Annotated in this window: 14 protein-coding genes; 5 read left to right on the top strand and 9 right to left on the bottom strand. The window is 60.6% G+C overall.

Going from position 1 to position 15,464, the window contains the following annotated elements; genetic code table 11:
• Nucleotides 1-27 precede the first annotated feature (27 nt).
• Both NG895_RS06510 and NG895_RS06515 read right to left on the bottom strand, forming a co-directional pair.
• Nucleotides 28-714 (bottom strand): hypothetical protein, encoded by a 687-nt coding sequence (locus NG895_RS06510; RefSeq protein ID WP_252851659.1) that lies wholly within the window; start codon nt 712-714, stop codon nt 28-30.
• Between the two features lie 274 nt (nt 715-988).
• Nucleotides 989-1,648 (bottom strand): metallophosphoesterase family protein, encoded by a 660-nt coding sequence (locus NG895_RS06515; RefSeq protein WP_252851660.1) that lies wholly within the window; start codon nt 1,646-1,648, stop codon nt 989-991.
• A gap of 206 nt (nt 1,649-1,854) precedes the next feature.
• Here NG895_RS06515 and thiC point away from each other — a divergent pair, with 206 nt between their 5' ends.
• Nucleotides 1,855-3,195, top strand: coding sequence for a phosphomethylpyrimidine synthase ThiC (gene thiC, locus NG895_RS06520; RefSeq protein WP_341871433.1), 1,341 nt, complete (start codon nt 1,855-1,857; stop codon nt 3,193-3,195).
• A 74-nt stretch (nt 3,196-3,269) separates the two neighbouring features.
• Nucleotides 3,270-3,635, top strand: coding sequence for a heavy-metal-associated domain-containing protein (locus tag NG895_RS06525; RefSeq protein ID WP_252851661.1), 366 nt, complete (start codon nt 3,270-3,272; stop codon nt 3,633-3,635).
• A gap of 26 nt (nt 3,636-3,661) precedes the next feature.
• Here the strand turns inward: NG895_RS06525 and NG895_RS06530 are convergent, their stop codons facing one another.
• From NG895_RS06530 to thrC, 4 genes are read right to left on the bottom strand one after another with little or no spacing between them, the layout of a single operon-like run.
• Nucleotides 3,662-5,086: an MFS transporter gene (locus NG895_RS06530; RefSeq protein WP_252851662.1), complete on the bottom strand. Its 1,425-nt coding sequence runs from the start codon at nt 5,084-5,086 to the stop codon at nt 3,662-3,664.
• 59 nt (nt 5,087-5,145) lie between these two features.
• A complete protein-coding gene (locus NG895_RS06535; protein ID WP_252851663.1) occupies nt 5,146-5,523 on the bottom strand; it encodes a hypothetical protein in 378 nt (125 codons plus the stop codon).
• A 30-nt stretch (nt 5,524-5,553) separates the two neighbouring features.
• Nucleotides 5,554-6,357 carry a 4-hydroxy-tetrahydrodipicolinate reductase gene (dapB, locus tag NG895_RS06540; protein WP_252851664.1) on the bottom strand — a complete coding sequence of 268 codons (804 nt, stop codon included), beginning with the start codon at nt 6,355-6,357 and terminating at the stop codon, nt 5,554-5,556.
• A gap of 11 nt (nt 6,358-6,368) precedes the next feature.
• Entirely contained in the window at nt 6,369-7,784 is a 1,416-nt protein-coding gene (gene thrC, locus NG895_RS06545) for a threonine synthase (RefSeq protein WP_252851665.1), read from the bottom strand.
• 331 nt (nt 7,785-8,115) lie between these two features.
• Here thrC and NG895_RS06550 point away from each other — a divergent pair, with 331 nt between their 5' ends.
• The 3 genes from NG895_RS06550 to NG895_RS06560 all read left to right on the top strand — a co-directional run bounded on the left by NG895_RS06550 (nt 8,116) and on the right by NG895_RS06560 (nt 10,150).
• Nucleotides 8,116-8,481 (top strand): TraR/DksA family transcriptional regulator, encoded by a 366-nt coding sequence (locus tag NG895_RS06550; protein ID WP_252851666.1) that lies wholly within the window; start codon nt 8,116-8,118, stop codon nt 8,479-8,481.
• 78 nt (nt 8,482-8,559) lie between these two features.
• Nucleotides 8,560-9,159, top strand: coding sequence for a signal peptidase II (gene lspA / locus NG895_RS06555; protein WP_252851667.1), 600 nt, complete (start codon nt 8,560-8,562; stop codon nt 9,157-9,159).
• A 469-nt stretch (nt 9,160-9,628) separates the two neighbouring features.
• Nucleotides 9,629-10,150 carry an RrF2 family transcriptional regulator gene (locus tag NG895_RS06560; RefSeq protein WP_252851668.1) on the top strand — a complete coding sequence of 174 codons (522 nt, stop codon included), beginning with the start codon at nt 9,629-9,631 and terminating at the stop codon, nt 10,148-10,150.
• Between the two features lie 55 nt (nt 10,151-10,205).
• Here NG895_RS06560 and NG895_RS06565 read toward each other — a convergent pair whose 3' ends face one another.
• The 3 genes from NG895_RS06565 to NG895_RS06575 are packed head-to-tail and all read right to left on the bottom strand — an operon-like array spanning nt 10,206 to nt 14,827.
• Nucleotides 10,206-11,213 (bottom strand): hypothetical protein, encoded by a 1,008-nt coding sequence (locus NG895_RS06565; protein WP_252851669.1) that lies wholly within the window; start codon nt 11,211-11,213, stop codon nt 10,206-10,208.
• 24 nt (nt 11,214-11,237) lie between these two features.
• Nucleotides 11,238-13,055 (bottom strand): hypothetical protein, encoded by a 1,818-nt coding sequence (locus tag NG895_RS06570; RefSeq protein ID WP_252851670.1) that lies wholly within the window; start codon nt 13,053-13,055, stop codon nt 11,238-11,240.
• Nucleotides 13,052-14,827 carry a MotA/TolQ/ExbB proton channel family protein gene (locus tag NG895_RS06575; protein WP_252851671.1) on the bottom strand — a complete coding sequence of 592 codons (1,776 nt, stop codon included), beginning with the start codon at nt 14,825-14,827 and terminating at the stop codon, nt 13,052-13,054. The genes NG895_RS06570 and NG895_RS06575 overlap by 4 nt, the downstream gene beginning before the upstream one ends.
• Nucleotides 14,828-15,464: the final 637 nt, after the last annotated feature.

Genomic DNA, 15,464 nt, shown 5'->3' on the forward strand with positions numbered 1-15,464 from the left:
GCTGGCAGCTGTTGCCTGCGGTGATAATCACCCCCCGGCGCGACGCCATCCACCTAGGCCCACGGCCAACAGGGCGAGTGACAACACCACGGCACCTGGTTCGGGGATCGATAGCGAAGCGGCGATCGGGAGAATTGCCGATTGGGGAGCCAATGCGACAGCCCCCAGATTGTTGCGCCACACCACGTAGTCGGCCAGGTCCACTTCCTCATCTGCATTGCCATCGGCCAACAACCCTGTGCCCGACTGGCCAAAGGAGTCTTTCCATAGCGCGTAGTCGTCGCCGTCCACCAGGCCGTCCTCGTTGTAGTCGCCTGTAGGGACGTAGCTGATATCAATCGATGCAAGCGAATCGCCTTGCTTGGCCGCCAGGACTTGAAGGTTGCGCAACGAGTCGGTGTCCCAGATCGCTCCCAGATACAGGTAATCGCCCGGCCCCAGCACGCCGCCTGTGCCGGTGAGGGCTCCCTCGATCAACTCGTCGGAAGTCGCGGGCAGTTCGCCCATCACTTCTTCGGGCTGAATGACGACCCAGGTTCCCGTGCCGTCGACGGAACCGTCTCCCGAGGTGTCTCTGAGTCCCGCCACGTGCAGCCACTGATCGACCTGCAGTTCGGGGGCAGGCTGGCTGATGGAATACGCGACCAGGGTGTAGTTGCTGACGCCGATATTGGTGAGACGAAACTCGCCCGTGCCGAGTCGAACAGTCGCCATCAACTCAGCCTGTGCACTCACAGCCAGCGCGCAGAAACCCACAGTCAGCACAGCGATCGCGAAGAGTCTGGACAAGGGCATGGAGAAAGCGAGAGGGGGCAAGCTCACAGTGGGTGTGTCACATTAAGGGGCAAGGCACACCCCGCAATATCTTCCAGTATATCGACTTCAGGAGAGTCCGGCGAAAGATTTGTGCGCCGAAACGGGTGGGAAGGACTGCATGTACCGATTATTCGGTCGGGTTCCCGCGAATTCGCCTCGGCGTGGACGCCTCCTAGCCGCCACGAGGTCTGCCACTGGCATCCACTTGCCAGATTGAATTGCTGGACACGTCCAATGCGGTGAGCCACTTGCCTCCGCAGCAATAGGTATCGATGCAGACCAGATGTCCTATATCGAGCACCTCTCCGTCCTTCTGAGAGGTGTGCCCCACGATAGCAGTCTTGCCGCTCTGGTGAGGCTCGGGAAGCAGGTCGCGCAGCGATTGCCAACGCTCGTAGCCCCACTCCTGCTGGTCCAGCGGCACCCGGGGGCTGTAGCTGCCGTGTGCAAAAAAATGCGTGTCGGTTTCGTAGTAGTCTTTCCAAGTTCGGATGTAGAGCAGATGTTCGCGCGGCAGCTTCTGGGCCGACGCAGCACCGTACGAGGCCAGCGTGTCGCTCCCACCGCAGGACAGCCAACTGATGGCGGTGCCCGGGCGATCGACCGCAGCTAGCAGCATTTCTTCATGGTTGCCGAACAGGGGGACCAGATTGCAGCGACCGTCCAGCTCGAGCAACAGCTCGATAACGCGTCTGCTGGCGGGGCCACGGTCGATGCAATCGCCCAGCACGACCAGCGTATCGTCCGCCGCAGGCTCGATTAGTCCGAGAATGGCTGTCAGGGCGTTGGCACAGCCATGGATGTCGCCGATGGCAATCACACGTTCGGGCATAGGCGTCAGCGCTCCCGGCAGGGGTCTGCGAAACGATGCATTGTTCCCGAACAGGCGGACGAGAGCAACGGGCCCGGCGGAGTGCCCCATCTTTGACATCAAGTCTCGCGGCGGTAGGATGATACAAATCCCGATCCTCCCTATGGTTACGGCATCGCATTGCCGAGCCATGTTTCTCCAGCAACTCGATGATCATGTCTCAACCGATAACCCAACTCGAACTAGCCCGCGCTGGAAACATCACTCCCGAAATGCAGTTCGTCGCCGAACGCGAAAATCTCGAACCCGAATTGGTTCGCAGTGAAGTAGCGGCCGGGCGGATGGTCATTCCGGCGAACACTGTGCACCTGGCTGGTCGCCTCGAGCCCATGGCCATTGGTATCGCGGCCAAGTGCAAGGTGAACGCCAACATCGGCAACTCGGCCGTGACCAGCAACATCGATGGCGAGCTGGAGAAACTTCACCTGGCGGTACACCACGGCGCCGACACGGTGATGGATCTTTCAACCGGCAAGGACATCGACCGCATTCGCAAAGCCATCATCGAGGCCTCGCCCGTTCCGATTGGCACGGTGCCCATCTATCAGATGTTGGAAGAACTGGGCGGTGAGATCGAGGAGATGAAGCCGCAGAACTTCCTCGACATGGTTGAGCATCAAGCCAAGCAAGGTGTCGACTACATGACCGTGCATTGCGGCGTGCTGCTGGAGCATCTGATGTATACGACTAACCGCGTGACCGGCATCGTCAGCCGCGGTGGTTCGCTGATCGCCAAGTGGATGATGGCGCACCGCAAGCAGAACCCGTTGTACGAGTCGTTCGACGATCTGTGCGATATCATGCGGCAGTACGACGTAACCTGGAGCCTCGGCGACGGCCTGCGGCCGGGCAGTCTGGCGGACGCCAGCGATCATGCCCAGTTTGCTGAACTCGACGTGCTGGGCGAGCTCACCAAGCGCGGCCGCGAGCGGGGCACGCAAGTCATGGTCGAAGGTCCCGGCCACGTGCCCATGGATCAGATCAAGATGAACGTCGATCGTCAGATCGAAGTTTGCGACGGCGCGCCGTTCTACGTGCTCGGTCCGTTGGTCACGGATATCGCTCCGGGATACGACCACATCACCAGTGGCATCGGTGCGGCGCTTGCCGGTTGGTACGGCGCAGCCATGTTGTGCTACGTGACGCCCAAGGAACACCTGGGGCTGCCCGAACCGGAAGACGTCAAGCAAGGCATGGTGGCTTACAAGATTGCCGCTCATGCCGCGGACGTGGCTCGCCATCGGCCGGGCGCCCGCGATCGGGATGACGCTTTGAGTAAAGCACGTTTCGAGTTCGACTGGAACGAGCAGTTCCGCCTGGCCCTGGACCCCGAAACGGCCCGCGCCTATCACGACCAGACGCTGCCGCAGGACACGTTCAAAAGTGCCCAGTTCTGCAGCATGTGCGGGCCAAAGTACTGTTCGATGAAAATCACCCAGGACATTCGTAACATGTCGGACGAATTGCCCCGTGGCGATGAACTGGTCGAGATAGCCTCGGAATCGTAAAATAGCAGCCGGTTACGCCCTCCGCCGCCGGCAGTCCTCGGCGGCAAAATCTCCCCGAAAGAGGAACCCTTCCCATGCGTATGATGTTCGCCATTGGATTGATGTCGCTAGTCGCCTCGGCTGGTTGCTCCGAAACGGAGTCGACGGCCGTTCCTGCCGCCGCTGATACTGCAGCCGTGCAGCCGGTGGCCGTGGTGTTTAACGAAGACAACAACCCGACCATCGAATTTAATGTTCCGGGGCTGCACTGCGAGCATTGCGCAGCGACCGCCTGCCAGTTGGTGAAGGACATCGAGGGCGTCGCGGACGTGCAGGCCGATGCCGAGCAGAAGATTGTCACGGTTGCGGTGACGGACAAAGGCTTCGACAGCGAACCAGCTCGCAAGGTGCTGGAAGAGCAGTTTGGCGAAGCGACAGTTGTCGAGAGCGACGAGGCTTAGTCCCCGGTCGATTTAGCTCCGCTCCACTACTCGTCGCTGAGCGCCCGCTCTTCGGGGCGGTAGAACAGGGCGATAGGCAACATGATGGCGGCGGTCACGCCGAACACCAGGTTCTGACGCCAACCATTGGCGGCCAGCACCGCTGTGACGACGCCGAACAAAATGCCTCCGATGAGGATGCCAGCAAAGTTGCACTGGTTCATCGTGGCAATCATGCGTCCCTTGTCGTCCGGCGGTGGCAGCACTTGCAGCAATACCTGTATCGGCACCACGAACATGCCGGTGAAGAATCCCAGGGCGATCAGCACTGGGATCGAACCGTAGAATCCCAGTAAATGTCCCGTTGGTCCACCTGGAAGCGATAGCAATACCAGGCAGACAAACATGCCGAACGCGCCGGCGGTTACCACACGAGGGTTGATGCGTCCCTTGGAGAGGATTCCGCCCAGCACGCAGCCGGCAGGGATTCCGACCGCCATCATCGCGGCCAACAGGCTGGTCAAAGCGTCGCCGACGCCCAGTTGCATCAGCCCCACCAGGTTAACGCCCGCCTGCACCACGGCGCCCAGCATCCAGAACACGCTGCTCACCAAGAGTGCCAGCAGTATCTGACGGTTGCTGCGAATGAGCCGAAACATTTCGCCGGGGATGAACAGATCCTGGCTGCGGAGCTTGGCGCCGGGTTGCGCGGCTGGCACTCGCCATACCATCAGCGACGTGAGCGTGCCCAGCACGGCGATGAATACGCAGACGCCCGAGACCATCCAAATGCGGTCGTGGCCCAGTTCCTGCTTCAAGAAGCCTGCCAGCGCTACGCCGAAGATGATGGCGATGAACGTGAACATCAAAAAAATGCCGTTGGCCCGCGGCAGGTCGGACGCGCGGATGGCTTCGGGCAAGATTCCATATTTGGGGGGACCAAAGAAGGCGCTTTGCAGCCCCATGAAGAACAGGACGACTAGCATGCCCTCAAAACCAATCAGGTTGTAGTGGTAGAATCCGATCATGCCGGCCAGCATGACCATAATCTCGGCCACCTTCGAGGCAATGATCAGCGTTCGCTTACTGGTGCGATCGGCTAGCCAGCCTGCCACGCCGGAAAACAACAGGAAGGCGGCGGCAAAGACCACCGTGGCGATATCCTGTTTGCCCTTGGGCACTGCGCCACCGGCGACTCCTTCGGCAACGGCGGCGCCAGCGCCACCGGCGCCACCCGCCCCGTTTACCGCAGCCACCAAACTTGCTGCCGCCACCGGGATGGCCAGCAGCAGGATGAGCTGCTTGAACAGATTGTCGTTGAACGCGCCCAGGAATTGAGTGGCTGCCATGCCCCAAAAGCTGCGATCGGATAGCAGTTGCGGCTGGTCCGCATGCGAAATGGTAGGCGGCTCGGCCGAAGTTGGCTTGTCGCCAACGATCGATGGTTCATGAGGATTGGCTTCGTGTTGCATGTGGGCGATTATGGCCCGCATCGAACCTTGGCCGCAAGATCAGGGCGTTGCCGCAGCACTTACTGTTCGTAGCCGGAACGGTGGCGAATATTTTCGACCACTTCAGGTAGCGGGTATTCGATGATCGGCAGGTCCTGTTGCACCAACTCTCGCAATCGATGCCAGCCGCGGGTCACCAGCTGCTCTCGCAGGTAGACGAACTGCGGATCGAGCGCCCGCTTGTCAAAGTCGCCTTCGGCTACGACGGGTTCGAACTTCTCGTCCACGATGAACTGAGCCAGCGTGGGATTGCAGCGGATGTGGCGTTCCTTCTGCGTGTGCAGCACTTCAGGATCGAGCATGCCGATCACGTACCGCAGGTACAGATCGCTGTCGACCAGCGACGAGACGTCCTGGCCACAGACTTCGCACAGATAGCCTTCGTCGCACTTGGCCATTTAAAACTCACTTCACGGCAGCGGACAGTGCTAGAGACTATTGAGCCCCAGCACGTCCTGCATGTTGTAGAGACCTGGTGGCTTGCCTTGCAGCCACTCGGCCGCGGCGAACGCACCGTGGGCGTAGCAGTCGCGATTGGTGGCCGCCACGCGCAGCTCGATCGTTTCGCCCAGCAGGCCGAAAATGATGGTGTGCTCGCCAGGGTTGTCGCCGGTACGGATGGCGTGGTAGCCAATCTCGTCGTGTGGCCGGGCACCCGTCTTGCCGGAGCGGCCGTGCTGCGACTGTGACTGCCCCATAGCGTCGGCCACGATCTTGCCAAAGGCCAGGGCGGTGCCGCTGGGGGCGTCTTCCTTGAAGCGATGGTGCCGCTCGATGATCTCGACATCGGCGCCCGAGGGATGATCCTTCAGGGCACGACTGGCGATCTCGGTGAGCTTCATGGTCAAGTTGACTGCCATGCTCATACTGGCTGCCTTGACGATGGGAATCTGCTCGCTGGCTGTACGAATCAGTTCTTCCTGTTTGTCGCTCAGACCGGTGGTGGCGAACACCAGAGGTGTCTTGTGCTCCAGGCAGTTGGCCACGAGATTGTCGGTCGCGGCGGGCAGCGAGAAGTCGATCACGGCCCCTGCTCGGTCGGGCCACTCGGGGCTCAGGGGCACGCCAATCTCTCCGACGCCGGCCAGCACACCTGCGTCGGTGCGGGCCTTGGGGTTCATGGCCGATTCGATGGCCGCGACGATCTTGATGTTGGGGGCTGCCGTGCCGAGCGCGATGAGCCGCTGGCCCATGCGTCCGCCCGCTCCGTGGATGGCTACTTCGATTGGCATGTTGAAAGCTGCTAGCTGTTGAGTTGAATCGCCCGAACGATGGCGTCCAGGTCGTTTTCCACCTGTACCGCGCGGTTCGCAAACGCTGCCCGGCTGACGCCACGGCTGCCGAGCACGCGGTCGAATTCCTTCTGGTCGCTGGTGTGATAAGCCACCGTGGCGGTGGGGTCTTTGAGTTGATGCCCCGTAAGAATGCATACCACCCGCTCACCGGCGTCGATCACACCCTCTTCACGCAGTAGTTTGGCTCCGGCCACGCTCGCGGCGCTAGCCGGTTCGCAGCCGAGTCCGCTGGCGCCGACCTGTGCCTTGGCGTCTAGAATCTGCTGGTCGGTCACCTCGCGTACTACGCCATCCATGCATTCCAGTCCGCGGATGCACTTGAACAGATTCACCGGACGGTTGATCTCGATGGCGCTGGCGATGGTATCGGCCCGGCGGTGGGCAGCATCGAGTTCTGCGTAGTAATTGTCGACCACTTCGCTGTTGGGCACGCCGGCGTTCCATCGTAGGCCACGATTCTCATACAACTCGAAGAGCGTGTCGGCCCCCTTGGCATTGATGATCGCCAGGCGGGGAATGCGGTCGATGAGGCCAAGCTCTTTCAGTTCGTGAAAGGCCTTGGCAAACGCGCTGCTGTTACCCAAGTTGCCGCCCGGCACCACGATCCAGTCGGGCACCTCCCAATTGAGGCTCTCGAGCACCCGCAGCATGATGGTCTTTTGACCTTCCAGGCGGAATGGATTAACGCTGTTCACCAGGTAGATACCCATGCGGCTGCTGACTTCGCGGACACGCTGCATGGCGTCGTCGAAGTCGCCAGTGATCTGGATGGTCAGCGCGCCGTAATCGAGCGCCTGCGAGAGCTTGCCGTAGCTGATCTTGCCCGAGCCGATGAAGATCACAGCCTGCATCAGTTTACTGACGCAGCAGTACAGGGCGAGCGATGCACTGGTGTTGCCGGTCGAAGCGCAGGCGGCGCGTTTGGCGCCGATGGTGTGTGCGTGGGTGAAGGCGGCCGTCATGCCATTGTCTTTGAAGCTGCCTGAAGGGTTCATCCCTTCGTACTCCAGGAACAACTGCCCTGGCTTCATTCCGACAAAGCTAGCCACGCCGTCGCTGGGCATCAGCGGGGTTTGGCCTTCGCCGATGGTAACGACCTTGTCTGGCGTAGCGAACGGCAGTAGTTCGTGAAACCGCCATACGCCGCTGCGGCAGAGCGGATCGTTGCGACGGGTCCACTTGGCTTCGAATTCGCTGAGCGTCTTGGGTACGGCGACCTTATTCCACTGATAGGTAATATCGAGCAGGGAACCGCAAGCGTCGCAACTGGTGCGAACCTCGCCAACGTCGTACGTGGCACCACAGCCAGGCATGATGCACTGCTGTAAGGCGATGTCTTTAGTGGTGGCAACGGGGGGCGACACGGCGCGAACTCCGACGACGACGAAGGACTGGAAACACGGATCAGGCACCGTGGGGCGGTGTTCGCGCCGGCACGGCCAAGGGGTGAGAAAGTACAGCTCCAGGAGCCGTAACCCACCATCGGCAAACGAGTTACTGAAGTTTAATGCACTCCTGGCAGGTCCGCAACTCGTGGCTGCCAGCACTCCAATACGCCACCGATTCGTAGACCTGTCAAGTGAGTCGGGTTATAATGACGAGTCTCCCCCCATAGCGGGAAGCGACCCTTGATTCGTGCTCCTTTGTTACCTTACGGCATTTTGGCCGGACGGCCCCCGATTCTGGAGACCCTAGATGAAGAAGAGCGACACGCAGGCCTACAAGAATCAACTCCTCCTCCTTCGCGCTCGCCTCCGTGGCGACGTCAATGCCATGGCCGACGCCGCCCTGCGAAACTCCGGTCTGGAAGGCGAATCTTCTAGCATGCCGATTCACATGGCCGAGTTGGGAAGTGAGAACTTCGAGCAAGAGTTTACCCTGAGCCTGGTCGCCTCCGAAGAAGATACGTTGGCTCAAATCGACGGGGCGCTGGCGAGAGTGGAAGAGGGGAACTTCGGCAAGTGCGTTGAATGCGATGGCGTGATTCCCAAGACTCGTTTAAACGCGATTCCCTACACGCCCGTTTGCATTAAGTGTGCTGAGAAGCTAGAAAAAAGCTGAATATTGCCACCGACGAGCGTTTAGAGTCAAGCAGTCAGGGGCAAGACTCGAATGCTACGACCATGGGAGGGACAGCGGATGTCCAACGAAGCGGGCAAAGCTGCCAACCCCTACGCTGGTGGCCATACGAAGAGTGCCACGGCACCGGTTCCCAAGAGTCGCATTGCGCTGTTTGTGGTGCCGGCCGTTCTAGGGCTTGTTGCCGATCTGGTCAGCAAGTGGTGGATGTTCTCGCAAGCGGAATTGCGCAACGGCAACATCTGGTGGGTGATCTCCGACTACGCCGGCTTCCAGTTGAGCCTGAATGAAGGCGCCCTGTTTGGCATGGGCCAGGGATATGTCTGGGTGTTTGCGGCCTTTGGCATCCTGGCCGCCGTGGCGCTACCCATCTGGTTGTTTCGCTTCGGCGCGGCGTCCGACGCCTTGCTCACCTTTGCTCTGGGCTGTGTGATGGCCGGCATTCTGGGAAATCTGTACGATCGCTTGGGCCTGCATGGCGAACAGATTCATGGCGAATCGATCAAAGCGGTTCGTGATTGGATTCTGCTTCAATGGGGTGCGGAGTACCGCTGGCCCAACTTCAATATCGCCGACACACTGCTGGTAGTCGGGGCAGCGATCGTCTTCTACCGTTCGCTGTTCATGCCGGATAAAGACGCAAAGACGCAAACGAGTTAGCTTCGCGCGTCGCCGACAGCCTGCTCTTACTGCTTTGTTCTCACTCAGGGTTGCGCTATGCGCAACTCTGATCGGAGGTGGTGCTCAGATCATGGGGCAACATCCCGTATGCGGAATCTGGTTGACCATGAGAACGGAGTATTCAAAATCGGCAGGCCCCATTACGATTCCGATTTTTGGAATACAAGTCATAGAGATTTCCACATATTTGGAGGTTGGATTCGGGATTCCACTGGGGATCGTCGTTTAGATGTGTACAATGACCATGCTAATTTTGGTCAGATTCACGACCGAACTTGTCCCCCGCTTCATAAGCTGTCACGACCAAAGAATGGTCATTTAGTCGCTGCCTGTGAGGTCAGACGATCTTGTCCCGCGGCGGCAGGTGAGTGACACATCTTGGCGTATCGGCCTATGTGGCGAACTTCGTCCGGACGGATGGAGCGACTTGAGCAAGGGAGACTCTGTTATGAAGGTATCTCGTTCCATGGCGTACGCCGTTCAGGCGTTGCAGCAGTTGGCTATTGCTGACTCCAAGTCTCCTATCCCCTGCAATCTGTTGGCTCGCGAGGGCCAGATGCCCGAGCGATTCTTACTACAGATCCTTCGTACACTCGTGAACAATGGTCTGCTGAACTCCATCCGCGGCGTGGAAGGCGGCTACGTGCTTGCCAAGCCAGCCGAGGAGATCAGCCTGTTGGACGTCTTCGAAGCGTTCGACACGCCCATCGTGCCGAGCATTCCGCCGTTGCCGTCCCTTTCGGAATATTCTCGGACTCAGATGTCGCAAAGCATGAACCGGCTGGCGGGGTTGGTTCGTGGTGAACTTTCGCAGACCAGTATTGCCGACTTGTTGGAGCCGACCTCAGAGTCGACCACGGATTCGGCTCCGCAGCCGACGGCGCAATCGCAGGGGGTACCGCAGCCAAAGATTCCTGCCCAACCCCACGTGCCGGCCCAGCCAGTCACCCAATCGCCTTCGGAAGTTTGACGCGGCGCGGGCTGATTGTCGTGGGATTCGAAACGCTGTCGCCCAACCGACATGGTTACTGTGCGGCAGTGCCGCGTCCCTGTGGTGAGAAGGCGATGTGGTGGCCCACTTCCAGCAGTCGCAAGTCGACGGCGAACCCGCGCCGACGCAGCGCGTTTTGCAGCTTGCGTACTTCGGCCGTACTGTCCGGATAGGCCCACACCAGCACGACGGTTTGCTGGGGCGTCGTCGCCTCCAGGGCTCTGGACAGATCGGATCCCTGGGCGAGGGCTTCGTCGACGGTGACCCCCAGGCCATCGACGACGGGGTGGATCTCCCCTGCCAGGGCGTATACCCCTCGCGGTCCCGCGGGGGGCTCGACAGGCAGGTGCGTGTAGTACAGGACGTAGTTGCCGACCGGTTCCAATTCGCCGATGCCGTTGTTGCGTTTCAGATCGCGCACCAGTGAATCGGGCGAACGGCCCTTCCACTTCTGGGTCAGGGCCTCCAACGGTACCAGCGCGACTTTACCATGCTCCACGCGCAGGTAGAGCCGTTTATCGCTTTCGCTCCTCACCATGGGAGTGGGTGTGTGCACCAGTGTCTTGGCTTTCGCTCCCTGCGATTCGATGGCCACCTTCTCGAGCATCAGTTTTTGCCACTGCATGTCTGCTTTGGCCATGGCCGTGCGAAGCTTCAAACGCTCTTTTTCGGCTCCTTCCAAAGAGGACTTCTTGTGTTTGAGTTCCTCTTCCACCGCTGCAATGTGCGTGGCCAATCCGATCCGATCCGCGTCGCGCTGGTCGGCTTCGTTCACCATGCCAACGAGTTGGTTGTGAAGTTTGGCGAGTGATAGTTTTTCATGGGTCAGCGATTCCACGCGAGCCGTGACTGACGCTTCGGTAAGAACAGGTGCTTGCTGTGCTACCGGCGCCTGGGCATCGAGATGGGGCTGCATGGCAGCGCGAATGCCCACCACAATTACCAGCAGGATCAGGATGCCGACGATATTGGCAACGATGTCGAGGAACGAGTCCATGACGCCATTGTCCGACATGTCCGAGTCGCTACGGTGCCGAGCCATTGTGTTTGTCCCATCTCCATTTGGTTAGGGCAGCCGCGCCACGCGTACCTCGACACCACTTTGGCGGAGGTACGTCGCTAGTGAATTGGCGACCTCTTCACCACCAGGGCCCACGGCGATGTCGAGCACCGGTTTCCAGTACAGGCCTTGTCCTGCGATTCCCCAGTCCGCCACTTCGGCCTGAATCGCTCGTACGAAGCGCTGCGCAGCGTGCTTGGTACCCACGTCCAGCGGAATCGCGGTGCTGGCGCGTGTTCGACGTCCCGAACGGACCACTAACTGTTGCCCCGACACGGTTACATGAATGGTGCGGACCATCGCCATGCCCGGGGGTCCCTCCTCGGGCGCACCCGCGCCGCCACCGGCCGAGTTGCCCGGCTTCGCATTTGCCTGCATCGAATTGCCGTTGGCGGCCGTGCCTGTGGCACCGGTGGGCTGCTGGCTGGTGCCATTGGATGCGACGGAAAACTCGCTGCCGGCCGCCTGCGGAGACTGGTCATCTTCGCTCATCGCAGCGTTCGGTTGCGACTGGTTGGCCATGGCCGCCGAAGACTGCTGCGAAGGGCCCTGCTGACCTGAGGACATCTGCGATTGCTGTAGCGCCTGTTGGCGGTCGATCTCGGCGTAGCGGTCCGGTTGGGGGCCTTCGCCACGCATGTTGGGCAATCCTTCGCCCTGGGACAAAGCGCTGGCGTCGGTCGATTCCATCGGCCGAGATTGAGAGGCTTCCAGCAGCCGCGCAATCTCGCGGGCATCCAGCGGGCGATTGCCGAACGACACATGCGTGGCCGTGTCCGAGGTGACACTGGTGCCCATCGCGGTGCCCGCTAGCTTGCCACTGCGGACCTGGTCGAGCAGGTTTGGCCCCGGTTTGAACGACCGCACCTGACTGGCAGCAAACTTGGCGGGTGCTTCTTCCCGTCGTTGGGCGAGCCGCATTCGCCCGTTCATCACGGCATGCGACATCTCCTGCGCCAGGGCGGGGTTGGCCGTGCCGTAATCGATTTGCCAGTCCTCGTCGACGATCTCGTATCCGTGATCGATGTTCAACTTGGCCAGCATGTCCGTTGTCAGGTACAGCGTACTTGCCGCGTCGGGGCGAGCCACCACCAATGGATATGATTTTTGCTGGCTGGTGAGCCCATGAGCCTTGTAATACTGATGCGCAGCGCGAATGGCTGACACCAAGGGACCGCCCGCCGCAACACTCGCATTGAAGTCTTCCGGCGTGAGTACGATGTTCTCGGGTTGGAACACCACCGAGTCCCGTCGGCATTCGATGAAGATCGGCTGCCGACGCACCCCGTTGGGACCCACGTAGGGAACAATCGCGTAGTAGTTGTCGCCGCGCTGCTCCGCCTTTTGCTTCAGGCTTTCAATCTCCTGCTGCATCTCGGCGATCAGCTCTTGCTGGCGGGCGAGGCGTTCGGTGGCCTGCTGCACATCGTCGGTGTTGCCCTCGTCGAGGGAATTCAACTCGTCGATTTCCGCCCGCAGCATTACCAGTTGCTCCTGACGTCGGCGGATGTTCTCCTCCACCAGGCCGAGCCGTTGCTGCTCCTCTTGCAGTTGCTCGGTCATCTCGGCGCGGCGCTGCTTGAACTGCTCCGCCACGCCATCCAACCGGGCCATCTCCGCCCGCAGCTTCGCCTGCAGCGCTTCATCCACCGGTGGTGCAGCGACTGGCTGTTGGGCCAGCTGCTTTCTCTTGGCCTGGTCGAGTTGCACGCTGGCCATCACCACCAGCAACACCACCAGCACCCCCATCGTGCACAATAGCACGGCCAGAAAGGGGAACAGCGAGGCAGTTGTCGAGTTGTCGCGACGGGATGCGCGGCTCATGCGGCGTGGCTAGCAGGGGTGCCGGTCGAGGGACCGTCGAACTCCACGTGGGGACGGTTGACGCCGTCGCGTCCCATGCGGGCGCTCAGCAATTGAATGGCGGCCGATAGGCTCAACAAGGTTTCTTCGAAGTTGTGCGTCCGACCCAGCGTGGCCAGGTTCTGGTTCAGCGTTTCTTCCAGTTGTTTCACCTGCCCTGTGGCGTCGACCACCTTCAGCAGGATGTCGCCCTGGCGGACCAGTTGCTGTTGTTGTTCCACCGTCGCGCCGGCGGCGTCGACCAGGGCCGCCTGCATGTCCTTCAGCATTCTCTCGCTCTGGCTCACCAGCTTCTCCTGGCGATCGGCCGACAGCACCATGGCTTCGCCCAGCGCGGCTTCTACTTCCGAAAGGTGGCGGCGGTTCTCCTGTGCCAGCTCTTCCTCGCTGCGAGTGAGCGTTTCGCCATGCTTGTGCAGGGCTTCGACCAGCAGTTCGGCCATCCGTTCCAGGCCATCCCGCAGTCGCCCGATCAGGTCGCCGGTGCCTTGCTGCACCATGTCGGCTTGCGACTGGATGGCCAGGCTCAGCACTTCGACCTGCTTGTTGACCATGTTCTCCAACTCGCCAATCTGCTTGGCGAACACATCGTCCACCAGACCCATCCGGTTGACGACGCCGTTCTCGATGGCGTTCACATTGCGCTGCACGCCGTCGTTCAGCATGCCAATCTGCTTTTCGATGTTGGTGTTCATTGCCGACAGTTGATGCCCCAGCAGGTGTTCGAGTGCCTGCACCTGGCGGTCGGTGGCCGAAGTCAACGTCTGGGCGTGGCGTTCCAGGCTGTCGTGCAGCGTGGCTTGCAGCGATTCGTCCAGCAGCTTGCCCGTGGCCGAAGTAATGTCGGCCCAGTGGCGATGGCTCTCCTCGATGGTGTCCTGCAGGATCTGTCCCTGGCGGGTGCTCATCGCTTCGACGGTGCGGACTACCTGCTCGGCCATTCGCCGTACGGCGGCCACCTGTGGATCGTTCGCCGAGCCGTATTCGAAGAATCGGCCGACCAGTTCCTCCTCGGTGCGGGCATCCACCTTCTCCAGCACGTTTTGCTCCATTCGCTCGACAACGAACTTGCTGAACATGATGGGAATCGACAGGGCGAGCGACAGCGTCGTGGTGTCGAACGCCGAAGTTAGTGGCGGAATCACTTGCTTGAGCGACTCGACGATGTTGTCCGCGTCGAACGACAGATGCCCAATCGCCGCGGCGATACCGATCACGGTGCCCAAGAAGCCGAGGCTCGGCACCGCCCACAGCACCACGCGAACCAACGCGTAGCCGGACGACATGCGATCCAGGTCGACTTCTTCCAGGTGGTGGAGTTGTTTGTCGAGCGTCTCGGCCGAGTCCTTGCGGCGCACGAACTCGAGCGCCGCACGAAGGCGGCGAACCAGGTAAGTCTCCTGCAACAGCGGCGGAACGTCGTCCAGTTGTTCGGCCAGACGCGGGGCGTCGCTCGTGGGTTGGCCGCCCACGGTGGGCGGTTCCAGCAGCGTTCGCTCCAGTACCATGTTTTGCGGAATCAGGCTCAACGCTCGAAACGCGATGGCCGCCATGGCGATGAAGAACAGCACGGTTGTGCCGACTTCAATCCAGTGCCCCATCAAATAACGATCAAGCAGCGGGCTGTGGATGATGTCCTGCTTCAACAAGGCATACATGAACATCGACGCCATACCACCCCAGATCAGTGGGGAGCGTAACAGCCATTCGGAAGCGGAGGCAATGCGTGACACGATCGAGCGTCCTTTCTCGGTCTCGGGTAGTGAACCACCTATCGGCCAACGCGCAACAGGTGCGCAGCCGACCAGCGGGCCCTCACCGTAAAGATCGGCCTAATCGATAGAGTCAACCAGCAAAACTGTCAAATTGGGTTTGGCGGTGCGATGGCATTGCTAGCGGAGCAGGGCGGTGCAAAGGCTGCGAAAAGCACGCAAAACGACAAGCCAGCACTGGTCCCAGCCCGACCCTCGGTTTTCACTTTTTCCAGCACCGTCCCGCCGCCCGCCGAGTTTTTCCACAACCTCCCCCAATTTTCATCCATGGGCCCAAAACCCCCCCGAGTTTTGGTCCCCCCCAGGTGGTGAAACCCCTTGTTTCATAGCCCTTGCCGACCGCGGGGTGCGACAAAACCAGGAAGTTGTTCCCCACCGTTGTTCCCCAACCCTGGCCCAAAACTCTCGACCGGCTCCAGCACTGGCTTTCCCGCCTTCACCCGCGGTTGGCCCCGACGACTTACTGATCCATCCACCACTGGCCTGTCCACGGCCTCCACGACCCCCCGCTCGCCGGGTGCGCGCAGCTTCACGCATTTCAATTGGATCACACCCCCACGCGATTTCAACAGCGAAGTTCTTACAGCTGGCACTTCGA

It is taken from the genome of Aeoliella straminimaris, from assembly GCF_024054565.1.
In the GTDB taxonomy this organism is placed as follows: domain Bacteria; phylum Planctomycetota; class Planctomycetia; order Pirellulales; family Lacipirellulaceae; genus Aeoliella; species Aeoliella straminimaris.